The sequence below is a fragment of the Cognatundibacterium rivi genome (genome assembly GCF_018139565.1).
Lineage (GTDB): Bacteria > Pseudomonadota > Gammaproteobacteria > Burkholderiales > Burkholderiaceae_D > Undibacterium > Undibacterium rivi.
In genome coordinates, this window is sequence record NZ_JAGSPK010000003.1 from 423,624 (window position 1) to 447,109 (window position 23,486).

Below are 23,486 nucleotides of genomic sequence, written 5' to 3' on the forward strand. Positions count from 1 at the left end.
CACAGTAATTACTGCCATTCAGGCATCATCCATCAGGAACAGGAAGTGCGCAATGCACTTCCTGTTTTGCTATTTGCAGCAGGGTCAGCAAGCTTCATCAGGACGTCAGTCCTTGTCACATCAACGTCATCTGCCGCTGCTAGCATCGCTCTCCGACACTCACCCACCCTGGATATCTGTCAGTACCGTTATCGTTTCTGACCGTAGCAAAAAAACCTGCCAACGACATCCATTAACCAGCCGGGCGATCGCTACGATGCGTCGAATACTTCACTCAACCCTTGCTTACCCATGATGAAAAAATCTCCCCTATCGGTACTTTTACTCAGCGCTTTGTACGCCCACAGCAGCTATGCCCAAACTGCCACCACCACACCGATTGAGCATGTGATTGTATTGGTGGGTGAAAACCGGACGTTTGACAATCTGTACGGCGTGTATCAGCCAAAAAAGAAGCAGACCATCTCGAACCTGTGGTCGAAAGGTATCGTCAAAGCTGATGGTTCGCCAGGACCAAATTACCATCTGGCAGCGCAGAAAACAGCAGAAAATATCACTGCCTATACTCCGACGCCAACGGTAAAAGCTCCTTATGCCAGCCTGCCCCAACCGTATGCTGCCGGTGCCTTTGGTCAGCGTCATGATGTGCCGGATGCACGCTTTCCGGCAGACCTGCCAAATGGGCCCTATCAGATTACCAAGCACGTCAGCTACGGGGCACATACCGGCGATCCGGTACATCGCTTTTTCCAGATGTGGCAACAGATTAACGGCGGCAATAATGACCTGTTTGTCTGGGTTGCTGAAATGACAGGAGTTGGCCCAAGCAACGCCCCGATTCCTTTCGCCCCTGGCCGCACGTATCAGGGTGGCATTGCGATGGGCTTTTACAATATGTCCACCGGCGATGCACCGACTTTCAAAAAACTGGCCGACAACTATGCGATTGCCGACAACTATCACCAACCTATCATGGGTGGCACCACCGTTAACTATCTGGCGCTGGCAACAGGTGACGTGACCTTCTACACCGATCAGGGTAAGCCAGCGGTACCTCCTGCAAAGATGATAGAGAATCCTGATCCACAGCCGAATACCAATAACTGGTACACCGAAGACGGCTACCGTGGTGGCACATATATTCAGTGCGCCGATCTGTCGCAACCCGGTGCGGCTGGCATTCATGCCTTTCTGAAAAAGCTGCCGTATCCTGCCTTCAATCAGGGTAATTGCGCGCCAGACACCTACTACATGGTCAACAATATGGACCCGGCCTACTCGCCATTGGGTGAACCACTGGCCTTGGGCGCGGATAAATTTTTGCTGCCGCCACAAACCATTCCTCATATCGGCGATGCGTTGACTGCTGCCGGAGTTTCCTGGAAATGGTATAGCGGTGGTCGCAACGACGGAAAGAATGTAGACAAAGAGTATTGCGCCATGTGCGATACGCCGTCGTTCTTCACCTCAACCATGACCGGGCCGGATAAAGACAAATTACAGGATATGCATCAGTTTTATGTCGATGTGAAAAAAGAAGAGAAATCCTTCCCTGCTGTTTCCTATATTGCGCCTTACGACAGCCTGTCCGGTCATCCTGGCTATGCCTCGGAATCCAGTTTTGACGAGCTGGCAGCCGACGTGATCGCCCGTGTCAAAGCGAATCCGGAACTGTGGAAAAAAACTGCGATCCTGATCACCTTCGATGAAGGCGGTGGCTATTACGATTCTGGCTATGTGCAATTGATAGATTTCTTCGGCGACGGCACACGCATCCCGCTGGTTGCGGTGTCACCTTATGCAAAAAAAGGGCATGTCGATCATACTTATTACGATCACGCATCGATACTGAAATTCATCCAGCGCAACTGGAAACTGGCACCATTATCCAAGCGCAGCCGCGACAATCTGCCAAATCCTGTGACCGATAAGAAGAATCCGTATGTACCGCTGAACCGCCCTGCACTGGGCGATCTGATGGGTATGTTTGATTTTAAACAGAGGCCGTAAACACAGTCACAACGTTCATCATCCGTATAAAAAGGAGGTACGCAGCGGTTGCTGTTTACCTGCTTTTTTATTGTCTTTCAAATGATGTATCTGTAAAAAAATTGGCCTTAGATATTGTGTTCAAGGCTGGATGACACGTCGTAATTATGTCCTCGTGATGACCTGATTGATGATGTTGTTGCTGAAATGTAGCGAGTATTTCTTCCTGTTTAAATTCACTTTCCTGTCATATTGGCTGACTACACTTTGCCGCGTTGACGTCCGGAAACTTCTGCTTTTCAACGCATTAAAAGCACATTGCTTCCGCGCTTCTTCAGATAAGTATCAGATTAACTGATACTCCTCTGCAGAACCGCCTGAAGGCACACAACATCTTCGCATTCTTATTCATCATCGACTCAGGAACCCAATCATGGCACCCAAACTTCGTCGTTCCCCGCTGTATCTGATTTTGCTGCAGGCTTTTGCTGCTCCCGCATTCGCGGAAGAAGCGCCTGCAGACGTTGTCAACGTCGTTATCTTCGGACAAGGCAACACACGTCAGGTACAAGACGTTTCTAAAAAAGACCTGGCGCTGGCTTTACCTGGCAGCAGCCCACTGAAAGTTTTGGAGAAACTGCCTGGCGTCAGCTTCCAATCAGCGGATCCTTTCGGTGCCTATGAATGGTCTACACGTTTCAGCGCACGCGGTTTCAATCAGAGTCAAATGGGCTTCACGCTGGACAATGTGCCACTGGGCGACATGAGCTACGGCAACAACAACGGCCTGCATATCAGCCGTGCCATTTCATCTGAAAACATTGGTCGCGTGACCTTGTCTCAAGGTGCGGGCGCAGTGGGTACGGCGTCGACCAGTAACTTGGGCGGCACGGTACAATTCTTCTCATCTGTACCGACAGATGAATTCGGCATCACAGGTTCACAAACTATAGGCAGCGACAAAACCTATCGCACCTTCGCACGCGTTGATACCGGTTTGCTGTCTTCCGGCACGAAGGCCTATCTGAGCGTGACGCGTCAACGTGCAGAAAAATGGAAAGGTGCAGGCGCACAGGATCAGGATATTTTTAACTCCAAACTGGTGCAAAAACTGGGTAACAGCAAGCTGACGGCCTTCTTTAATTACTCAGACCGTAAAGAAGTCGACTATCAGGATTTGTCGATAGAAATGGCAAACCGTCTAGGCTACGACTGGGATAACTATGCACCGGACTGGCAGCGCGCCGTGAATGCTGCCAAAGGTGTGTATACCGGCAAAGTTAACAGTCTGGATGACGCCTACTATCAAGGCAGCGGCCTGCGTAAAGACAGCCTGCTCGGTGCCACACTGGACAACCGTTTTGGTGACGACGTCTATCTGAAAACAACCGCTTACCATCACAGCAATGAAGGTCAGGGACACTGGTACACGCCTTATACACCATCGACAAATGGCTTACCGATTTCCATCCGCACCACAGAATATTCGATCAGCCGCAACGGTGTGATTGCCGACCTGACAGCAGAACTTGACCAGCACACATTCAATGGTGGCTTCTGGGCTGAGAGCAGCCTGCACACACTGACACGTAATTTCTATAATGCCACTGGCGGCCAGGATACCAATGAATTCCTGAGCAATCCAACCTCAACCGGCTTCAAACAAAATTTTACAACCACCACCACTCAGTTTTACGCACAGGATACGATTTCCCTGATGGCGGATAAGCTGAAATTGAATGTTGGCTTCAAATCTCCGAACGTCAAAATCAATGCCGTCAACGTGGTCGGTACCCGTGCTGCCGGTGATCTGACCGCCTCTAAAAACTTTCTGCCGCAACTGGGTCTGAACTACGCACTGACGAAATCGGATGAACTGTTCCTGAGCTTATCGGAAAATATGCGTGCCTATCAACCGGGCGTCAGTGGTCCGTTTTCCCAGACACAGACTGCATTTAATCTGAGCGCCAGCACGATCAAACCAGAAACATCGAAAACTATCGATGCTGGTTATCGCTTCAAAACTGATAGTCTGGTGGGTTCCATCGCCGCCTATTTCACACGTTTCGATGACCGCCTGATGGCAGTCGCGACTTGCGCGGGCATTGTTGGTTGTCCAAGCACATTCGTCAACGTTGGTAAGGTAGAAGCTAAAGGTATCGAGGCGGCGGCAATGTGGACGCTGGCAAAAGACTGGTCTCTGTTCAACTCTCTGACGTATAACGATGCGCAATATAAATCCAACTATATGGACGGCAAAACGCTGGTCGATATCGCGGGAAAACAAGTGGTTGATTCACCGAAGCTGATGTTCAAAACTGAACTGTCTTATGAAACACCACAATGGTTTAGCCGCGTCGGTGGAAAATATACAGACAAGCGTTTCTACACCTACAGCAACGACGCCAGTGTGCCTGCTTACTGGGTCATGAATCTGTCAACTGGTTATAAACAGAAAAATCTGGGCGGCATTAAAGATTTCTCGATCCAGCTGAACGTTGAAAATCTGCTGAACAAACAGTACTTCAGCACCATAGGTTCAAATGGTTTCCAGACCTTTGATCCGACCGGCACTGCACAGACCTTGTTGTCCGGCGCACCGCGTCAGTTATTCGTGACTGTCAGCGGCAAGTTCTGATTGACGCATTAACCCAGCTATCCGCTCTCAGCGGATAGCTTTATTCAACGCTCCGTATCTGCTACACCGGCTACGGGGCGTTTATCTATGCGACAAACAACGCGCGCAGCACAAGCTGGCGAACAGGTAAAATACGCGCCTCTGTTACTGCCTTTTGTTGTCCGGATATATTTATGCGTTTGCGCTTCTCTCTGTTGTTGCCACTTCTGATTTCATCTGCACTCGCTCAGCCTGCTCACCATAGTCCGGCGACAAAAAAAGGAAATCAAAAAAATTCTGCTCCCACAGCAATCACCGTTTATGCCGCCGGTGATATTGCCGATTGCCGGAAAAAACCTGCTGCGGAATCAGTCGCCGCGCGCACCTCAGATATGATCGCCAGCGCGCTGGAAAAAGACAGTAGTGCCATCGTGATCACGCTTGGCGACAATACTTATCCTATCGGGAAACCGGAAGAGTTCAGCGACTGTTATGACCCGACCTGGGGACGCTTTAAAGAGCGTACGCTGCCATCGCCGGGCAATCATGAATACGGTATGCCGAAAGCGCTGGGCTATTACAATTATTTCGGTGAGATCGCCGGGCCAGAGCGGCGCGGCTATTATGCGAAGCAAGCAGGTGCGTGGCACATCCTCTCGCTCAACAGTAATCTTGATCCTGCACAAATGGAGAAGCAGGTGACTTGGCTGAAAGAAGAACTCAGTCGCAGCAAGCAGATGTGCACACTGGCGTTCTGGCATCACCCGGCCTACAGCTCGGGCGGACACGGCAATAACCCGCATATGCACAGCATCTGGAAAATTCTGACGGCGGCCAAAGCAGACATCGTACTGACGTCTCACGATCATGACTACGAACGCTTTTCCCCGCTTGATGGCAATGGCGAGAGGGACGATAAAAATGGCATCCGCAGTTTCGTCGTCGGTACCGGTGGCGCCAAACTGACACCGATGTTTTTGCCGAAAATGGCAACAGAAGTGCGCGACAACAATACGCATGGCGTGTTGAAACTGACGCTGCAGGAAAAATCCTATGAGTGGGAATTTCTACCAATTCAGGGAAATAGTTTCAGCGATAAAGGTCAAGGAAGCTGCCACTAAGATTTTCACACTGAGTCCCAATTATGATGCGGCTTAGCGAGGCATTCTGCCTGCCAGGCCGCATTTTTATTCAGTCTTGCAAACGGATTTCATGATTACCGTTCTGTCGCGATCCTGCGTATACGTCAGCGGTGATATTCCTCATTTCAAAATCAATTCCGGACCGGCATTTTTTTAGGACTATACTTAACTACGGCTCATCGACTTGGTGCGTTTAATCTGATTCATCGCCCCGGTTGTCCCATTCCCGCGTCCGCCAGACGCATTACGGAGTCGTCATGCATATTGAAGAAACACTGAGACTTGATTTTAAAGACGTGTTGATCCGTCCCAAGCGCTCTACCCTCACATCCCGCGCCCAGGTTGATTTAAACCGGGAATTCGTCTTCCACCATTCCGGCAAAACCTACAACGGTATTCCGATTATCGCTGCCAACATGGATTCCACCGGCACCATAGAAATGGCGCGGGCTCTGGAAGGCCATCAATTATCCGTCGCCCTGCACAAGCACTACGACGAAGACACACTGGTCAGTTATTTCTCGTCGCTGGAAAGAAAGTCGACCGCGTTTTATTCGATGGGAATTACACAAGCTGACTTTGAAAAGTTTTCGGCTGTTATGGCACGTGCTAAAAATGCGATTGAATACGTCTGTATCGATGTGGCGAATGGTTATACCGAAGGTTTTATTAATTTCGTTAAAAAGGTGCGCGCCACTTATCCTCATCTGACCATCATGGCCGGGAATGTGGTGACAGGTGATATCACCGAAGAATTAATCCTCGCTGGCGCTGATATTGTCAAAGTGGGTATAGGCCCAGGCTCCGTCTGCACCACCCGCAAAATGACAGGTGTTGGTTATCCGCAACTATCAGCAATTATCGAATGTGCCGATGCGGCGCATGGTCTTGGCGGGCAAATTTGTGCCGATGGCGGCTGCGTTGTTCCCGGTGATCTGGCAAAAGCGTTCGGCGGCGGTGCCGATTTCATCATGCTGGGCGGTATGCTGGCCGGCCACGATGAATGCAGTGGTGATCTGGTCGAGCGGGACGGCCAGCAATATAAACGGTTCTATGGCATGAGCAGCCGCGCTGCGATGGATAAGTATGCGGGCGGCGTTGCGAAATATCGTGCATCGGAAGGAAAAGAAGTATTGATTCCTTACCGTGGTCCGGTGGAAGCCAGCCTGCAGGATATTCTTGGCGGCGTACGCTCTGCCTGCACCTATGTCGGCGCACATAAACTCAAAGAGCTGACTAAACGCACGACGTTTATCCGTGTCACTCAGCAACTCAACGAAGTATTCGGTAAATCCTGATACCTGCCTCGGCTTCTCTTGTCTTGCGGTGCAACACTGCAAGGCAAGAGAAGCGTCATCCACGCTGATTTATAGCGCACAACAGCAACCGTTCAGCACTAATCAAGTGCATAACACCGGTATCCACTGGTGACGGGTAGCAGCAAAGATCTTTTTCAAGTCTGAGAACAGCCTGATTTTTAAAAGATGCCCGCTGGCACAATTCCTGCTGTGATTTTTTTCAAAACAATAACGGCATTGAAAGAAGTCATCACAAAAATATTGCTATAGAAATTATTCCATGTCAGGATAGGAATATATCTTTTATACAATTAACTTCCAATTGAACTGAATTTTCTTTTGCGAAAAATATAAAAAACCGGGTGATATCGGCACAAAACACTAAAAGATATTGATGCAGCAACCGATTTGTATAGGGAGAAATATGAATAAGGTAGTTCAACAACCAGCGCATAAACGCCGCGCGTCTGCGTTCGCCATACTTTGTACCGGTGTCTTGATTACGGCGTGTTCCAAAACACCGCCGCCAGAAGAGCCCCCCAAGGAAACAGCCGCATCCGCCGCCTCAGGTGAAATGCCGACAGGTCTGGTCAAAAATCCCGTCAATCACGGGCATGTCGCAGACGTAACAAAATGGATGGATCAGGCTTCGAATAAAACCGCTGCACAAATCGCGCAGGAAGAAAAACTGCTGAAAGAAGCCAAGGAAAAAGAAAAAGAGAAGCAGGCGTTGGAAGCAAAACGCGCTCAGGAAAGTAAAGCACCGCCAGCGAAACCTACACCTGTTGCACGGGAAGTTCTGGCTGCAGCTTCGACTCCGGCTCCCACGCCGGCACCTGTCGTGACGAAACCGGTAGAAGCAGCCCCGGTTGTTGCCGCAGCCCCGGCGCCGGTTGTTGCAAAAGCAGCAGAGCCAGAGCGCATCGTATTAAAACTGCTGAACAGTGTTCAGCCTAAATACCCCGCAAGTGCGGCACGTGCCGGGGTGACTGAAGGTGTGGTCAGCGCCAAAATTCATGTTGAACCGGATGGCAAAGTGTCACAGGTGGAGATCTTGAAAGCACGCCCGCCAAGGCATTTTGATAAAGAAGTGATTGCTACTGTGATGCAATGGAAATATGCGCCGATATCGAGAGCGCAGACAACGGTCACCGAGTTCAATTTCAAAATAGACTAATCTTCTGCACGGCAAATCCACCGCTCTGATTAACAATTCTTCGCAGAAATAAAAAAGCCCTGATCGCTTCACGCTGATCAGGGCTTTTCTATGTTGGATGATGAGGACTGATTACTGGTTGCTAACCAGACCCAGTTCAGGACCAGACATCAGTTTTTCGATATCCAGCAAAATAATCATACGGTCATCAATATCACCCAGACCAACCAGATAATCTGAGGAAAACGTCGTTCCCATATCTGGCGGCGGCTTGATTGCTGAAGCTGGCAAGGTCACAACGTCAGACACACTGTCAACGATCATTCCTATGACATGCCCGTCAATATTGAGCACGATCACCACGGTGGAAGCGTCAAACGTCGCCTCTCCGGTAGCGAAACGCAAACGCATGTCTATCACCGGGACAATGACGCCACGTAAATTCATCACGCCTTTCAGATATTCCGGCGCATTTGCAATCCGCGTCAGTGCTTCAAAATTACGAATTTCCTGAGTCAGCAAAATCGGAATGCCGTATTCCTCGGAGCCGAGGCGAAAAGCCAGAAATTCCTGATCTTTCTGGATCGCCTGGCGATCGTCAGCATCTGCTTTTGTTGCGCTAAGTTCAGCAACGCTCATTATTCTGTTCCTTAAAAAAAATTTAAAGCAAAAGACGCAAAGGTGTTTATATTCCTGCGTTCTGATGAGATTAAATTCAAATGAGTTGAAGACGACGCGATGTATCGCCGCACACCACTCTCGTTAAAATATTTCCGCAAGGCACTAATTTTACTTGATTTATGCCTGCTCAAACGGCTTTTAACTTATTTTTCAAGCTGCGCTAATTGACGCAGAACATGCGCTGCCGCCATTAAACCGAACGATGCCGTGACCACGACCGAAGAGCCAAAACCGGCGCAGTTTAAGCCGGTTATACCAGTACTGTCATCGGCGCTGTCCTTGTCGCCAGCATCCAGCTCGCAGGCCTCGGCTGTTTCCGGCATCTTCAATGCTTCCATAGAAAACACCGCATCAATACCGAATTTGCTTTTTGACCCACGCGGAAAACCGTGATTCTGCCGTAAGCGCTTGCGCACCAGCGCCAGCAAGGGTTCCTGCTCCGTGCGTGATAAATCACGGATTTCTATCTTGCCGGGATCAGTTTGTCCGCCAGCTGCGCCTATCGTGATCAAAGGAATCGCGTGCTGACGACAATAAGCGATCAATGCTGTTTTTGCCTTAACGTTGTCAATTGCATCAATCACATAGTCAAAGCCATGCTGCCCTAACATTGCATCAAGGTTATCCGGCGTCACAAAATCTTCAACCTCGGTCACCTTGCAAAAAGGATTGATAAGGGCTATCCGCTCCGCTAAGGCGGTCACTTTGGCTTTTCCCAGAGTGTCACTGGTTGCCTGTATCTGGCGATTAACATTGGATTCGGCAACGTTATCGAGATCAATCATCGTGATACGCCCGATAGCACTGCGGGCAAGCGCTTCCACAACCCATGAACCGACACCGCCGACGCCGATGACACAAACGTGCGCATGCGTAAAACGTGTCAGGGCATTACTGCCATACAGTCGTGCGATACCGCCAAAACGACGATCAAAATCAATGTCAGAATCTTGTTGCATAATAAGAAGAAATTTAAATTCAGGCGCCATTTTACAAGACCACGGTTGATGTGTCGCAAGCAGGTCTACAATGGGTATTGCATAATAATGATCAACATCTCCAGAAGGAGTCTGCATGAACAACTTATTTGACAGTGCGCCGGGCTTTGATCAGCCACTCGCCGTTCTTAAACATTGCCACGACCGTATCCGCAAGCAACTTGCAACGATGGATAAACTGGTAGTGCATCTGAATGATGTTGGCATTGATGAAAACGCACAGCAAGCAGCAAAAGCTGTTTTACGATACTTCAATAAAGCAGCGCCTCTGCATCATGAAGATGAAGAAATTGATTTACTGCCAGAGTTGCAAGCGACCGCTACCGGTGAGGATGCGAGCCTGTTAGCCTTATTACTGACAGACATATTGCAGCAGCATCAGCAAATGGCAGCGCAATGGAAAGTGCTGGGCGCGCAGTTACAGGCAATTGAAGATGGCACAGGTACTGATTTATCGGCTGCAGAAGTTGAAGATTTTGCAGCACTGTATGCCAAACATATGCAAATTGAAGAAGGCCAGATCGCACCGATGGCGCTGCGTTTGTTCAGCGCGGCGCAAATGCAGAAGTTAGGTGCGGCGATGCAGGCGCGCCGGGGCATCAGCGCCTAGCGCCAGAACCCGGGCTGTGCCGTCATAACGTCAGCCGCAATACAGGCAACCCCATTTTGTTTTTAAAGGAACCGTATGTCTATCGCCCATCTCCGCAAGGATTATCAACAAGCCAGCCTGACCGAATCAGACGTTACCGCTGACCCGATTGAACAATTTGGTATCTGGTTTGATCAGGCATTAAAAGCGGATGCTGCCGAAGCAAACGCCATGAGCTTATCGACTGTCACAGATGACGGACGACCAACATCCCGCATCGTACTGATCAAGGAATTTGATCAACGTGGTTTTTGCTGGTTTACCAATTACGACAGCGCGAAAGGTAAAGATCTGGCAACCAATCCCTACGCGGCCTTGTTATTTTTTTGGTCTGCTCTGGAACGTCAGGTTCGCATTGAAGGCCGCATAGAAAAAGTGTCTTCCGAAGAAAACGATACGTATTTTTATAGCCGCCCATTAGGTAGCCGTCAGAGCGCCAATGCATCAGCCCAGAGCCAGACGATTGCTAATCGCGATCTGCTGGAACAGCAGTTAGCCAGCGTAGTCGGTACCTTTGGCGACCAGCCACCGCGCCCGGAACATTGGGGTGGTTACCGTCTGGTGCCGGAAAAAATCGAATTCTGGCAAGGTCGCAGTTCCCGTCTGCATGATCGTATCGTCTACACCCGTAATGCCGATGGCAGATGGAGTATCGGCCGCTTGCAGCCATAATCAGATCCCTCGCTCTCTGCTGCGCCGTCTTATATAGCGCACACAAATCCCCCGTCGCTATTGCCTGGCCGGGGGATTTTCTTTGCCCCGCACCTGCATTCAAAAGGACGAGAACTACCGCCTCAGATCACGTCATCAAGTCATCACACTGCACTGTTATGCTGAATGATCGTTTCTGATCAATTCAAATTCATGCGAAAAAAAATCTTGTTGCTCAGCGTTTCTGCGGGGAGCGGGCATAAACGGGCCGCGGAAGCGCTGCTCGCCTGTGCCTTAGCCGGCGACGCAGAAGCGGAAATACGCCATCTGGATGTGATGGATTTTGTTACCGCCGGATTTCGCAAGATCTATACTGATTTTTATATCAAACTCGTCAACCGCGCTCCGCTGCTATGGGGCTATCTTTACCATGCAAGCAATGGCGCGCAGGCCAATGGCTTCCTCGAAAAACTGCGCCGTGGCGTGGAAAGACTGAATGCCCGCCCGCTGAAGAAAATGCTGACCGGATTTCAGCCCGATGCAATTATCTGCACACATTTCCTGCCAGCAGAAATGCTGTCGCATCTGATCCGTAAATCGGAACTGAGCTGCCCAGTGTGGGTACAAGTCACCGATTTCGACTTACACCGTATGTGGGTGCACGACAATATGGCCGGTTATTTTGCGGCGAATGCCGAAGTCGCTGAACGCATGCGCCAGAATGGCATTCCTGCGCAAAAAATCCATGTCACCGGGATTCCTGTGATGCCAGGATTCACGCAACGGCATGATCGCCGCACCTGTGCCGCAGAGTATGGCTTAGATCCCCACAAACCAACGGTGTTGCTGATGGGTGGAGGTGCCGGTGTCGGCGATCTCGACAAACTGGCTGCGCACTTATTGCGCTCAGAGACGCCTTTTCAACTAATCACACTGGCGGGTAGTAACAAGCAGATGCTGCATAAAATGCAGGCGCTGGCAAAGCATTATCCGGGCAAGCTGCTGCCACTCGGATTCAGCAACAAGGTTGAACGTCTGATGGCTTGTGCGGATCTGGTCATTACCAAACCCGGCGGCCTGACGACCTCGGAATGCCTTGCCAGCGGCGTGGCGATGATCGTGACTTCGCCGATTCCCGGGCAGGAAGAAAGGAATGCCGATTTCTTACTCGAACAAGGTGTGGCGCTGAAAGCCCACGACCATATCAGCCTTGCCTACCGCCTGAATTTACTGCTCAGCCAACCCGAAAAATTACATGAGATGCGTCGCAAAGCGCTCGCCTTAGGCAAGCCACATGCTGCAGCCGATGTCCTGACGCAAGTATTCGGACGACAAGAGGAAAACACAATACATACAACAAACTAACGCTGAGCAAACAATCAAAAACTCAAAGATCAGCACGTCATTCACACTCACTTCTAGCGTATGAATTCATCTTTCAAAAACTTATTTTTAACCCTGTTATGGGTCTTTGTGCTGGCTGTTTTTTTTGCGCAGGTGGAAATTCAGATAGAAGGTGCAAATGGCTGGGGCGGTAGTCTGCCAACCTGGCGCATAAAAAACCACTGGTTGCTTGATTTGTTCTGGGGTGGTCGCGCCATGACCGGCTATCACGCATGGGTATTTCCGTTTATCGCCATCTTTTTCCATTTCCCCATCATCTGGATGTCGCAATGGAACTGGAAAATACAAGCGCGCATAGCCGCATGCATTATCATTTTCTGGATCACCGAAGATTGCCTGTGGTTCGTGATGAATCCCGCGTATGGCATCAGCAGTTTTAACCCCGTGCTGGTTCCCTGGCATCGCCACTGGCTATGGGGAACGCCCATAGATTACTGGATAGGCGGTGTGGTCGCCATCCTGCTGCTTTGCTATTCCTACAAAAAAGAAAAAGTCCGCTGAGGCAAAAAACCTGCATCAGCGGTACTGCGTCTTTTTGTCTCAGGCACCTGCACTGTAGGCTTTTTTAGGATCTTCGCTAACGTCATCCGCCGATGCTGCTGGCGTTATGGCAACCGCAGCATTCTGCGTTTTTTCGGGAATTTTAAAACCCGCATAAGTGCCGGCGCTCATCCCCATTAAGGTCAGAATATTGCCGTCAAATTCAGGCATGCTGACATGCTGTACAACATACAAAATAAACAGGACGCCAAACAACAGATTAAACACCAGCATCTGAAAACGGTACAAAGCCAACCCCTGCGCATCGCTCAGAATATCGCTCCAGAATCCCTGACTTTCGCTGTTAGCAGGAGGCTTAGTTGCATCCACACTGGCGGCAGCGAAATATGTTGCACTACCGATGCCAAGTAAGCCCAGCGCCTGACTTGATAGGGTCGGAATGCCTTCCCCGACCAGCCACAGCCACATGTAAGAAGCAAAAACGATAAAAAACCACCATGCCATCTGCACTCTTGACAAACTGAAACTGCGGCAACGGACAGCAAGATCGGTGACATCGCGCAGCAAACCCGAATCACGCCCGAGGCGCAACAATGCAAAGCCGACACCCAGAATAAAGCCGAATCCCAGCAGCAGATACGAAGGACGTAATATCTGCAGACGCAATATCCCATTTGCCAGCGCTACGCCACCCGCAGCCGTAGTCACGCTGAGGCTGTAAGGAAGATCGCGGCGAAAGCCATGTTTCGCATCTTTCCACGGCGAGCCGACCAGCAGCTCGCGCATGGTGCCGAGATCGCTGCCATCGAGCTGCGGCATAAAAAATTGCAAACCATATCCGGTGGCAGCCGGATTGCAATCCATCGGTTTCAGCGGGGTCAGTTGCCCCTGTATGCGTAATTCCACCACGGCATACTGATCACTGCTCAACTGCTCACAAATACCTGGAGTGGAAATCACGAAACGATGATTGAGTTCAACCGCAACAATATCGGTCGAACGCACAGCGTCAGCAGCGCTTGCTGGCAGACCACAGAAAAAAAGGGCAGCAACAAAACATCGTTGCAACGTAGAAGACAGAAAAGACAGCGCATTCATCGTTTTCTCCTCAGGCTGCTTGTACAGGTGATGAAAGTGGTACAAGCGGGTCGGCTGGCGACACCACCGGCGTCAAAAATAAATCCCGTTCAGCCGCTCGACGTTTGACCAATCCCGGTAAGGGTTTGCCATCCGCCATGACCCAGCGGCCGAACTGATCTGCAGCACCGGCACGGTTATTCGCATTGAGCATCTTCAGCAACGTTGAACTGCGCAAGTTACCGATGCCAAGATTGAAGGTAAAACTGGTCAACGCACCGAATTCATTGTCATTCAGCGACACCAGCACCACTGAAGACACATCGCGCCCGGCATTCATCAGATCCGTATGCAACAAAGCCTCGGCCTGAGCGAGCGTAATGCCTCCTGGATACAGGCTTTGCACCTGCGCCTTATCCGCAGCCCCCTTCAGGAAGCGCCCCTGATAGGTGATCGCATGTCCCCACCCTATAGTCCAGATACCGACGGGATCAAGATAAGGATCGATATTGTCTGTTGCAGGATTACCGTCCGGTATCCCTTCGTATTGTTTGATCAGGTCTACTGTCGCCTGATTCACATCGCGCAGTGCCATTGCAACCTCCGGAAGAGCGTACATCGATGCAGCGCCCTGCACCTTGATACCGTTCTCTCCAGACAAAGTGTAACGGAGTTGAAGTCAAGACGAAGCAGAGCAGGTTCCGGAAGAATAGTATCAAATAAATATGTTAATCAATTAATTTTTTAGCGAAAACCTGACGCGCTTTTGCCACTTTAGGCGCCACCACGAATGCACAATAGCCTTGTTCAGGATGCTGGCGATAATAATTCTGATGGTAGTCTTCGGCGATATAAAACATCGGCGCCATCGTAATTTCCGTCACGATAGGCGCATCCCATACCGCAGCCATCGCCGCGACCACTTCCTGTGCTGTTTTTTTCTGTTGTTCGTCGTGATAAAAGATAGCGGAACGATACTGCGTTCCGACGTCGTTACCCTGACGATTCAGCGTGGTCGGATCGTGTATCGTAAAAAACACTTCCAGTAATTCACGATAAGAAACAAGAGCCGGGTCAAACGTCAAGCGCACCACTTCTGCATGACCAGTCCGACCGGTGCAGATCTGCTCATAACTGGGCTGATGCACGCTGCCGCCGGTATAGCCGGATTCCACTTTCAGCACGCCGCGAATTTGCTGAAATACAGCTTCAGTGCACCAAAAACAACCGCCACCCAAGGTGGCAATCTCTGTGCCGGGATTCGTCATAGCCTATTCCTGATTACGTTAAACAAAGAGGGGCAGAACGAAAGCAGTCTCTTTCGCAGACTGTCAAATTTCTGACCATCGCTACATTTGTGTCCTTGTGTGAGTATATACAAGCACGAACAGCTTGACAGGCTTGCCCCAGCACCACAGACACACCATAAGAAAAACCGAAGCTGTCGCAGTCAGCCCTGGCGTATATATCTCAGGGAGTGGACGATATGACATCAGCTTTATGTAATTAAAATTACAATTCATTACACGTTGTTCGTCCCTCTTGCGCTTAAAATTTGCGATCAATATTTTCTGGCAGGAGTGCTTACCATGCTTTATCAGGCCATCAGCAAACTCAGGGATCAGCTACGCACCGTGTTCCATGTCCGCCGCCAGCGCTTGCTGCCGCCGCCCGGCGCGAAACCGGCATTTGGCAGCACCATCACGCTCGACAGGCTGAAGATGCAGCTGTTTTTGCCTATCGATTATGAGCAATGGGAATGGCTGACTTTACGCGGCTGGCGCACGCTTGAATCACGCCAGAACCGTCGCCGCTATTACCGGGTGCCGCGCTCTGCCGTTACGCGTCTGCTGCACGCGACGCCGGATGAGCGCGAATTCGTACATCAGCGCATCGTCGAACACAAATACGATAAAAAACGGCTGGAATAAGCGAGGACAAACCTCGACTTCGCAGCAACAAGCAACAGCAAGTCAGCACAGCATCAGCCGCCAGCGGCAAACAGGTTTGACGAGTTTAGCGCACGAGAAAACGCCTCATTTCGCTGCCATTTTTCCTATAAAAATACAAAAACAGGGGAGTATGTGCCAATAATGCATAGATCTCTACATAAACAAAGGGCTTTAAAATATACTCCCCCCAGTATTATTTTGCCTCCGGGAACGATTTTGCGGCCATTTCAGCCAGATTCTGGGTTCTGCCACTGGCGTCAGATGGCGTGAAGAGCATCAGTAAACGCCTCATTTCCCTGCCCTAAAATAGCTTTCAGACAATACTCAAGCCCCTTGCAAGCGGGTAAAATGCCGTATGCAAAATTTTAGTGACGACGCTCACGTCCAGACTGAGGAAGACCTCGCTCTGCAGACGTATTTCAAAACTGGTATTTCTCCCGACGACGTTTCCGCCGTTTTCCCCTTAAAGCGTGCCCAGCCTGTATTGCAGGCATTCACGGCGCTGTTTCATGGTGGCTTCAACGGCGTCTTGTTGCGTCTGCTGGTCTTGCGCGAGCTAACGGCGGATGTCGAAACGCCATCGCTGAGCCGCGCCGATATCAATGCCAAACTCGGTTATCTGGAGCCGGATGCGCTCGAAACCGTGTTGTCGCGCCTGCGCTCAACCGGCCTGCTGGTGTGGGATGCGAGTCAGTCGGTGTATCGCATCACGCCGACCGCGCGCAATGTGCTGGCCGCCATAGAATCGCTGCTACACACGGAAGAAAATAACGATCAGGCCGAGATGAGCTACATGCTGACGCAGGTCGCCGGTGCGCAAGCGGTCGGCGGTGTCTCGGTCGAGCAATTGCACCATCTGCTGGGCCGCCTGATCGAGCTGACTGAAGAATTTTCCGATGCGATTGCATCCGGCTCTGAATTCCAGTTACGCGCAGCGCAGCAGAAATGGCATACCGCCTGTGACTGGGTGGAAAAAGGTTCGCAAATCATTCACGCGATCACCCACGATGAGCGGGCGGATGCGGCCACCCATCGCGCTGCACAGGCCATCGGCCGCGCGCAGAGTGCGCTGCTGAATATGCAGGGCATGTTTTCGCGCGCGCTGAATCAGATCGAACGGCAACGTGTGCATCTCGGTCAATCGGGCTTATCAACGACCGATATCAAAACCTGGCTGCTGCAAAAAGAAGACCTTGCCGCACTGGCGGACGATGCACTGGCGAACCCGGTCACGCCGCTGTTTATCACGCCATCTGAAATGATAGACGTGGCCGAAAGCGAATTGCTGAGCCATCGTGTATCGGCGGTCGCAGGCGCATTACCGACCGGTGAAAATGCTGTCTCGATTGCCAATGATGACAGCGATGCGCTGCACGAACTCGATCACTGGCTGGCGCTGCTGAGCAAATCAGACCCGACCGAAAAGCCGATCGCATTACAGGATCTTTTACTGCCGGCGAGTTTTGCAATTGCCTCGTACCGCGCGTCGATGCTGCCTTTGCTGGGCGACGTCAATGAATCGGCGTTACAAGGTGCAACGGCCAATCTGGCGCGCTTGCCGCTGGTTTTTCAATCCAAAGACAAAATGCAAAAGGTGCAGGATGCCCATATTGCGGCACTTTCCGTTGCCAGCATCAGCGCTGCACCTGCTGCCACTATTCACACCATCTCCAGTATCAACAACACTGGTACTGGCATTGGCAAAAACAGAGAAACACCATGACCGAAGATGCACAAATTCTGATTGCGCGCCTGCTCGCGCATCAAACCCTGCGCCGTGAAGATAAGCTGGTCAAACGCGCTTTGTCAGATGAAAATTTCCGTACCGAACTTGATGCCAGACTCAAAGCCTGCGGCATGAAATTCGTTGATAACGTGTATGCCGATTACGTCACGCTGGCATTAACGCGCGACAGCGAATCAAAAGTATTCGGCACTAAGGAAACCTGGCAGAACAATAATTTCGGCCTCGCCCGCGATGGCGTGGCGCTGCTGGTGGTGTTGTGGTCACTGATTATTTTGCCGAAACGCGAACGCCAGGAAGCGCATCAGCTGGCGGAAGAAGATCAGAACGATATGTTCGGCAAAGAGAAACCTTTGCCACGCGCCGAAGATACCTCGATCGGCATTTCATACCGCGCATTGCTGGCCGATTTCGGCGATAAGCTCGGTAAAAAAACGCGCATGGATATGAACCTTGGCCAACTTGCGCGCGTTGGCTTTATCGAACGCAAAGGCGATCTGATTCTGGAAGGCCCGCTGCTCGATCTGCTGATGGATACCGACACACTGAAGGACCGCATCATCAATGGTGCATTGTCGGATATTTTCCAGATTCCTGCGGTGCGCACGCCTGCGATTTTGACTCCAGCCAACGAAGAAACGGACGCCGTGGAAACGCTGGCAAGTGACGACAACCGCGATACGGATACTGATGCAGACGCGCCCCTCAACACCGGAAAAGAATAAAACTTATGTTTCATATTAAATCGCTGGAACTGGTGCACTGGGATTACTGGCAGCGCATCAAAAATATTCCCCTCGACGCCAAGATCATTACGATTGCCGGACAAAACGGTTCCGGTAAAACTACCTTGCTAGATGCCTTGCGCACCTTGTTCGGGCTCGAATGTTCTATGGGACGTTCTTACAAACACTACGCCCGCCATTCCGGCCAGCAAACCGCTTGGATACGCGCAGTGGTCGATAACAGTGCGGTGGGTCCGCAGATTTCGAATCGCCCTTTCCGCATGTCCGGGCTGTATGAAGATGAAGTCACCCTGTTCTGCAAAATAGAAAAAAACGGTGGCGACTGGAAACGTCAGTATCTGATGCGCGGCGGTAAAGTCGAGATCGAGGAAGTGATCGAAGCGCATGATTGGCTGGGTGTGGAAAGCTACCGCAAACGCTTGTCCCACGCGGGGTTGTCGAATGCGATGGGTAAAGTGCTGGCGCTCGAACAGGGCGAAACTGACAAGCTGTGCGAATATGCTCCACGTCAGTTACTCGATCTGGTGTTCCAGGTCTTTGGCGACAAAGAAGTGCTGGATGCTTACGATGATGCGAAACGTCATCAGCATGATACTGAAGTTGAATTGCAGCGTTTTGAAACTGAACTCGAAGGCGCAAAGGCGAATCTGGAAGGCTTGCGCCTGAAGGTCGCGAATTACCATCAGTATGAAAGTCTGCAAAAAGAAAAACGTGATCTGCAGGAAGAAATTCTGCCGACACTGCAATACCATGAAGACCTGGTCAAAGCCGCAGCCACCAGCCAGTCGCTGCGAAACAGCAAGCGCTTATTGAAAACGCAGGATGAAGCTTTATCCGGGCGTCGTCAGCATCTGGCGCAACAGGCGCATGAAGTGTCGGAAGCCAAGCAAGTGGAAACCGCACTGGAAGCGGAAGAATCGGCGTTGCGTGAAAAACTGCAGCAAATCAATGCCAAGCTGAAACCGCAGGAAAGTCTGCTCGAACAAAAAAGCCGTCTGCAAAAACTGGCCGCCGAAGCCGACGCCGATGTCGCCAACGTCGCCGATGATTTAGAGAAAAAAGAAGCCGAACTCTCACGTCAGAAAGCGGAGCGCGATGCGCTCAGCCAGCGCATCGCCAGCGAGATGGATACGATCGCCGCGCTGCAAGGCAAATCCGCCCTGCCCGACCCGGAAAACGTGCGCCAGATGCGCCGCGCCCTGAACGATGCAGGGATTGCGCATTGCATGCTGCCGGATATTGTCGAAGTCACCGACCCGCAATGGCAAGGCGCAGTCGAAGGCATGCTGCGTGGCTATACCTCAGTGATTTTGCTCGACAAGGCCAGCGATGCCGCAGCGGCCTACCGCATTGGTGAGAAGCAGAAATACAGCCACTTCATCGTGCCTGAGCGCATCAGTGCGCCTGTCGTTAAAGACCAGAGCCTGCTGTCCGTCGTGAATTTCACTGCGCAGGCACCTGCCTGGCTGATCGAACAATTACAACGCGTATCGACTGTCGGCTCGATTGAAGCGGGCATGAAACTGCCGCGTTCGCAAGAATGGATCACGCCCGACGCCTATCATTTTGAACGTCGTGGCGGACGCTCGTTGTTTGTCGAAGTATCGCGCTACCGTTTCGGCAATGCCGGTCGTACTCAGCGTCTGGAAGCATTACTGAAATCGCTACCGCGCCTGCAATCGCAGGAAGACGTGCTGACCATGAACATCAGCAAACTTGCCGGTGAAATCAGCGCCTACAAAGCGCGTCTGGCAGGTGTCGATGCGGCAAAAGAACTCAGTGCGCGTCATGCCGAATTTGAAGAAGCCCTGCGCAATACGCAACCGCTGAAACAGCAACGCATCGAAGTCGGCAGCCGCTTAGGTGAAATCGCACCGCTGCTGAAAGCAGCAACCGAACAACGCTCTGTCGCGCATCTGAAGTGGGAACAGGCCAAGGCCGCCATCGCCGATGCCGAAGCGCAATTGCGTGTGTCAGAAAAACGTCACGCTGAAGAACGCGCCGCGCAATACGAAACCCTGCGCAGCATGCGCGATACCTGGCATACGCTGCCGCCCAACTGGAAGCGCGCGTCACACCGGCGTGAACTGGTGGCAGAGCACGAAAACGTCCATCAGATCGAATTGCGACTCCGCAGTCTGAGCAATAATCTGGCGCGCGATGACTGGGAAACCGACTCCACTGTGGTGGATCAGTACACCCGTCTGAACGCCTTGCTGCAAGGCCGCCAGGCAGAAACCGATGAACGCCGTTATCAGAATAACCGGGCAATCGAGGCCACCATCAATGCCCGCGCCGCCTACATGGACAGACTGCGTTACACCATCAAGGCGTACAGCAAAAATATCCGTCAGCTCGGCGAGCTGGCCGGTATTGAAGTGCATACTGATCCGGTGAAACTCGAAAATGATGATATTCAGCTGGCGCAGGCCGGTTTGCATGTGCGTTTCAAATTCGATGGCAAAGGCCCTATCGGTATGAACGACGGCGAAGCCTCCGGTGGCCAGCAGGTAATGAAATCGCTGATTCTGCTGATCGGTCTGCTGAAATCCGAAGACGGTTCCGGCGGCTTCGTTTTCATCGATGAACCGTTTGCCCATCTGGATATACGCAATATTCAGCTGGTCGGCGAATTCCTGAAAAATACCGATGCACAGTATCTGATGACCACGCCATTGACGCATAACACCGACGTCTATGACCCATCAGAACTGACGCTGATCACCAGTAAAAAGAAAAAAGACACAGAATGGGCGCAACCAATTTTTGTCTTGCAACGCAAGGTGGAAAAAAGCAAGGAACACCGCGCCTGACCTGTGGTAAGAGTAGTTCCGTGAGGAATTACCGACAGTCTGAAAAAATATCTGGTGCAGCCCGCAGTTGCACTGGGGTATCGCTCATAAAACCCGTACAATGTTTTTTTTGAAACATCTGGCAGTGTATGACTACTGAAGGGGTAACAGCCCCCACCGTCGTTACATTGCAAAAGGAGAGGTGCGGCATGAGCATGGTAACGGATATCGCGACGGACGTCGTCAGCGAGGCATTGATTGTCAACGAAGCAGCTAAGACGGCGAACAGTTCTCATACCGCCCATGCACATGAACATGGTGGTAATTGCGCCAATTGCGGCACACTTCTGACCGGCCCTTATTGTCATGCCTGCGGGCAGTCGGCGCACATTCACCGCTCTCTGCTACATATGACCGAAGAGTTTCTGCATGGATTTCTGCACTTTGAAACAAAGGCATGGCGCACTATTCCGGCACTGATTTTTAAGCCCGGGCAACTAACCCGCAATTATATTCAGGGACAACGAACTCGCTATGTGTCGCCGCTGGCATTATTTCTGTTTTTGATTTTTCTGATGTTTTTCGTCTTTTCAATGACAGCGAATCACCCTGAAGACAAGCTATCCTCTGCAACGAAAAATAAGGTCAGCATCAACAACAATAACGCTAACGCTATTGGCGGTAGTAAAGAAAAAATACAGCAGGTCGATGACAGCAGTGTTCCGTCAGGAATAGATAAAGAACTGAGTGAAACCGCGCGCACGTCACAAAAAACGGATAATGAAAAAAATCAGAAGAATAATCCTGCAGCGGCTGCTCAGCCTGCGGCAATCGCTACCGAGACTGATAACGCGGCAACGGATAATGAGATTGTTGATGCCGGCGTACTGATCAAAAAAATCGACCAGCAGTTTGACAATAGAAAAATCACTTCGACCATACCAAGATTGGAACAGAAAATCAGAAGCGCTGTTAAAAATCCTGAACTGATTCTCTACAAAATGAAAAGTAATGCGTCGAAATTTGCTTTTCTGCTGATGCCAATGTCGCTGCCATTTTTGTGGTTGCTGTTTATATTCCGACGTCAGTACGTCATGTTTGACCATGCTGTTTTTTCGCTCTACTCATTATGTTTCATGAGCCTATTGCTGATGTGTATTGCCCTGCTGAACAGGTTCGGCTTCAGCATAACTGCAGCGATGCTGTTCGCATTTGTGCCGCCGGTACACATGTATACGCAGCTAAAACAAGCGTATCAGCTGAGTGTCAAAGGCGCGCTCTGGCGCACGTTTGCATTACTGTTTATTGCAACATGCGCGCTAACTTTTTATGCGATTGTTGTACTGTCGATCAGTGTTTAAAATACTTGTCTTCTGATCCCTGAAAGCGCGGACAGTACACTTCGGCATCAGTATTTTCTTAAAAGAAAAAGCCCCGCTAAAATATATTGCGGGGCTTTTTTTACGGCAGTCTGGTAATTTACATGCTGGAATGTGGATGCAAATGCAGACGATGGTCGTTGGCTTCGAGTTTGCTCTGACAATCGATGCAACGTTCGGCTGTCGGCTCTGCCTCTAAACGCGCAAAAGGAATGGCGCTGCCACATTCACTGCAAATATCGGCGACGTTTTCATTGAGTCTGGCCTGCGCCCGCTGCAAAGCCTGCCACTCCGCATGATGATGCAGATATTGCGCCATCTCATCGGCATTCAGCGCATCATTCGTGAGACGATCGCCCTCACCGGATTGTATCTGCAAACTTTCAGGATTATGTTGCCGCAATTCCTCTTGTATGCTTTGCTTTAAGCCATCCAGTTTCTCTTTTAAGCTGTTTTGTTGTGCACTGTTGAGACTCATGTTTTCTCCCTTAAATCAATGACCTGCCAAGTATTCAGATTACTCTGCTCAAAGTAAATCAGTCTTGATTAAACACAATCCGGATGTCGTCAATCTCTTCTTAAAACAAGAATTTCAATATCTGACCTGCATGGCGAATATTCCGGTCTACGTTACCACACGTCTGCTTGCGATGGCAACGCGGGGCTTTAGGTCACAGCAGATGTGAAGCCTCATGCATATGAAAGCATAA

General features: G+C 50.8%; 20 protein-coding genes. 14 read left to right on the forward strand and 6 right to left on the reverse strand.

Annotated elements, in window-relative coordinates; translation table 11 throughout:
* The first annotated feature begins 291 nt into the window (after window positions 1-291).
* From KDM87_RS10495 to KDM87_RS10515, 5 genes are all read left to right on the forward strand, one after another.
* Window positions 292-2,010: an alkaline phosphatase family protein gene (locus KDM87_RS10495; RefSeq protein ID WP_230407699.1), complete on the forward strand. Its 1,719-nt coding sequence runs from the start codon at window positions 292-294 to the stop codon at window positions 2,008-2,010.
* A gap of 412 nt (window positions 2,011-2,422) precedes the next feature.
* A complete protein-coding gene (locus KDM87_RS10500; protein WP_212679021.1) occupies window positions 2,423-4,627 on the forward strand; it encodes a TonB-dependent receptor in 2,205 nt (734 codons plus the stop codon).
* A gap of 173 nt (window positions 4,628-4,800) precedes the next feature.
* On the forward strand, window positions 4,801-5,727 hold the full coding sequence (locus KDM87_RS10505; protein ID WP_212679022.1) for a metallophosphoesterase family protein: 927 nt from the start codon (window positions 4,801-4,803) through the stop codon (window positions 5,725-5,727).
* A 278-nt stretch (window positions 5,728-6,005) separates the two neighbouring features.
* Entirely contained in the window at window positions 6,006-7,046 is a 1,041-nt protein-coding gene (locus KDM87_RS10510; protein ID WP_212679023.1) for a GMP reductase, read from the forward strand.
* Between the two features lie 424 nt (window positions 7,047-7,470).
* On the forward strand, window positions 7,471-8,223 hold the full coding sequence (locus tag KDM87_RS10515) for an energy transducer TonB (protein ID WP_212679024.1): 753 nt from the start codon (window positions 7,471-7,473) through the stop codon (window positions 8,221-8,223).
* Between the two features lie 111 nt (window positions 8,224-8,334).
* On the opposite strand, the gene KDM87_RS10520 is transcribed toward KDM87_RS10515, so the two are convergent.
* Entirely contained in the window at window positions 8,335-8,844 is a 510-nt protein-coding gene (locus KDM87_RS10520) for a chemotaxis protein CheW (protein WP_408058729.1), read from the reverse strand.
* A 182-nt stretch (window positions 8,845-9,026) separates the two neighbouring features.
* Window positions 9,027-9,842, reverse strand: coding sequence for a tRNA cyclic N6-threonylcarbamoyladenosine(37) synthase TcdA (gene tcdA / locus KDM87_RS10525; RefSeq protein WP_212679026.1), 816 nt, complete (start codon window positions 9,840-9,842; stop codon window positions 9,027-9,029).
* A gap of 115 nt (window positions 9,843-9,957) precedes the next feature.
* On the opposite strand from tcdA, the gene KDM87_RS10530 reads away from it, so the two are divergent.
* The 4 genes from KDM87_RS10530 to KDM87_RS10545 all read left to right on the forward strand — a co-directional run bounded on the left by KDM87_RS10530 (window position 9,958) and on the right by KDM87_RS10545 (window position 13,086).
* Complete coding sequence (locus KDM87_RS10530; protein WP_212679027.1) at window positions 9,958-10,491, forward strand: hemerythrin domain-containing protein; 534 nt, start codon at window positions 9,958-9,960, stop codon at window positions 10,489-10,491.
* 75 nt (window positions 10,492-10,566) lie between these two features.
* On the forward strand, window positions 10,567-11,202 hold the full coding sequence (gene pdxH / locus KDM87_RS10535; protein WP_212679028.1) for a pyridoxamine 5'-phosphate oxidase: 636 nt from the start codon (window positions 10,567-10,569) through the stop codon (window positions 11,200-11,202).
* 192 nt (window positions 11,203-11,394) lie between these two features.
* Window positions 11,395-12,546, forward strand: a complete 1,152-nt coding sequence (locus tag KDM87_RS10540) for an MGDG synthase family glycosyltransferase (RefSeq protein WP_212679029.1) — start codon at window positions 11,395-11,397, stop codon at window positions 12,544-12,546.
* A gap of 60 nt (window positions 12,547-12,606) precedes the next feature.
* On the forward strand, window positions 12,607-13,086 hold the full coding sequence (locus tag KDM87_RS10545; protein WP_212679030.1) for a hypothetical protein: 480 nt from the start codon (window positions 12,607-12,609) through the stop codon (window positions 13,084-13,086).
* A 39-nt stretch (window positions 13,087-13,125) separates the two neighbouring features.
* On the opposite strand, the gene KDM87_RS10550 is transcribed toward KDM87_RS10545, so the two are convergent.
* The 3 genes from KDM87_RS10550 to msrA all read right to left on the reverse strand — a co-directional run bounded on the left by KDM87_RS10550 (window position 13,126) and on the right by msrA (window position 15,431).
* A complete protein-coding gene (locus KDM87_RS10550) occupies window positions 13,126-14,184 on the reverse strand; it encodes a hypothetical protein (RefSeq protein ID WP_212679031.1) in 1,059 nt (352 codons plus the stop codon).
* A 10-nt stretch (window positions 14,185-14,194) separates the two neighbouring features.
* Window positions 14,195-14,758, reverse strand: coding sequence for a lysozyme (locus KDM87_RS10555; RefSeq protein ID WP_230407700.1), 564 nt, complete (start codon window positions 14,756-14,758; stop codon window positions 14,195-14,197).
* Between the two features lie 133 nt (window positions 14,759-14,891).
* Complete coding sequence (msrA, locus tag KDM87_RS10560; protein ID WP_212679032.1) at window positions 14,892-15,431, reverse strand: peptide-methionine (S)-S-oxide reductase MsrA; 540 nt, start codon at window positions 15,429-15,431, stop codon at window positions 14,892-14,894.
* 321 nt (window positions 15,432-15,752) lie between these two features.
* On the opposite strand from msrA, the gene KDM87_RS10565 reads away from it, so the two are divergent.
* The 5 genes from KDM87_RS10565 (at window position 15,753) to KDM87_RS10585 (ending at window position 22,758) form a co-directional block, all read left to right on the forward strand.
* The gene (locus tag KDM87_RS10565) at window positions 15,753-16,094 is read left to right on the forward strand and encodes a hypothetical protein (protein WP_186882959.1); all 342 of its coding nucleotides are present in this window, start codon (window positions 15,753-15,755) and stop codon (window positions 16,092-16,094) included.
* Window positions 16,095-16,470: 376 nt separating this feature from the next.
* The gene (locus KDM87_RS10570) at window positions 16,471-17,838 is read left to right on the forward strand and encodes a hypothetical protein (RefSeq protein ID WP_230407701.1); all 1,368 of its coding nucleotides are present in this window, start codon (window positions 16,471-16,473) and stop codon (window positions 17,836-17,838) included.
* The gene (locus tag KDM87_RS10575) at window positions 17,835-18,584 is read left to right on the forward strand and encodes a hypothetical protein (RefSeq protein ID WP_212679033.1); all 750 of its coding nucleotides are present in this window, start codon (window positions 17,835-17,837) and stop codon (window positions 18,582-18,584) included. The genes KDM87_RS10570 and KDM87_RS10575 overlap by 4 nt, the downstream gene beginning before the upstream one ends.
* A gap of 5 nt (window positions 18,585-18,589) precedes the next feature.
* Window positions 18,590-21,418, forward strand: coding sequence for an ATP-binding protein (locus KDM87_RS10580; protein WP_212679034.1), 2,829 nt, complete (start codon window positions 18,590-18,592; stop codon window positions 21,416-21,418).
* Window positions 21,419-21,606: 188 nt separating this feature from the next.
* Window positions 21,607-22,758, forward strand: a complete 1,152-nt coding sequence (locus KDM87_RS10585; RefSeq protein ID WP_212679035.1) for a DUF3667 domain-containing protein — start codon at window positions 21,607-21,609, stop codon at window positions 22,756-22,758.
* Between the two features lie 118 nt (window positions 22,759-22,876).
* Here the strand turns inward: KDM87_RS10585 and KDM87_RS10590 are convergent, their stop codons facing one another.
* Window positions 22,877-23,254 (reverse strand): TraR/DksA family transcriptional regulator, encoded by a 378-nt coding sequence (locus KDM87_RS10590; RefSeq protein ID WP_212679036.1) that lies wholly within the window; start codon window positions 23,252-23,254, stop codon window positions 22,877-22,879.
* Between the last annotated feature and the right edge of the window lie 232 nt (window positions 23,255-23,486).

Coding starts and splice junctions, on each gene's coding strand:
- KDM87_RS10495 (WP_230407699.1), top strand. CDS start 292: ATGATGAAAAAATCTCCCCTATCGGTACTTTTACTCAGCGCTTTGTAC.
- KDM87_RS10500 (WP_212679021.1), top strand. CDS start 2,423: ATGGCACCCAAACTTCGTCGTTCCCCGCTGTATCTGATTTTGCTGCAG.
- KDM87_RS10505 (WP_212679022.1), top strand. CDS start 4,801: ATGCGTTTGCGCTTCTCTCTGTTGTTGCCACTTCTGATTTCATCTGCA.
- KDM87_RS10510 (WP_212679023.1), top strand. CDS start 6,006: ATGCATATTGAAGAAACACTGAGACTTGATTTTAAAGACGTGTTGATC.
- KDM87_RS10515 (WP_212679024.1), top strand. CDS start 7,471: ATGAATAAGGTAGTTCAACAACCAGCGCATAAACGCCGCGCGTCTGCG.
- tcdA (WP_212679026.1), bottom strand. CDS start 9,842: ATGCAACAAGATTCTGACATTGATTTTGATCGTCGTTTTGGCGGTATC.
- KDM87_RS10530 (WP_212679027.1), top strand. CDS start 9,958: ATGAACAACTTATTTGACAGTGCGCCGGGCTTTGATCAGCCACTCGCC.
- pdxH (WP_212679028.1), top strand. CDS start 10,567: ATGTCTATCGCCCATCTCCGCAAGGATTATCAACAAGCCAGCCTGACC.
- KDM87_RS10540 (WP_212679029.1), top strand. CDS start 11,395: ATGCGAAAAAAAATCTTGTTGCTCAGCGTTTCTGCGGGGAGCGGGCAT.
- KDM87_RS10545 (WP_212679030.1), top strand. CDS start 12,607: ATGAATTCATCTTTCAAAAACTTATTTTTAACCCTGTTATGGGTCTTT.
- KDM87_RS10550 (WP_212679031.1), bottom strand. CDS start 14,184: ATGAATGCGCTGTCTTTTCTGTCTTCTACGTTGCAACGATGTTTTGTT.
- KDM87_RS10555 (WP_230407700.1), bottom strand. CDS start 14,758: ATGGCACTGCGCGATGTGAATCAGGCGACAGTAGACCTGATCAAACAA.
- msrA (WP_212679032.1), bottom strand. CDS start 15,431: ATGACGAATCCCGGCACAGAGATTGCCACCTTGGGTGGCGGTTGTTTT.
- KDM87_RS10565 (WP_186882959.1), top strand. CDS start 15,753: ATGCTTTATCAGGCCATCAGCAAACTCAGGGATCAGCTACGCACCGTG.
- KDM87_RS10570 (WP_230407701.1), top strand. CDS start 16,471: ATGCAAAATTTTAGTGACGACGCTCACGTCCAGACTGAGGAAGACCTC.
- KDM87_RS10575 (WP_212679033.1), top strand. CDS start 17,835: ATGACCGAAGATGCACAAATTCTGATTGCGCGCCTGCTCGCGCATCAA.
- KDM87_RS10580 (WP_212679034.1), top strand. CDS start 18,590: ATGTTTCATATTAAATCGCTGGAACTGGTGCACTGGGATTACTGGCAG.
- KDM87_RS10585 (WP_212679035.1), top strand. CDS start 21,607: ATGAGCATGGTAACGGATATCGCGACGGACGTCGTCAGCGAGGCATTG.
- KDM87_RS10590 (WP_212679036.1), bottom strand. CDS start 23,254: ATGAGTCTCAACAGTGCACAACAAAACAGCTTAAAAGAGAAACTGGAT.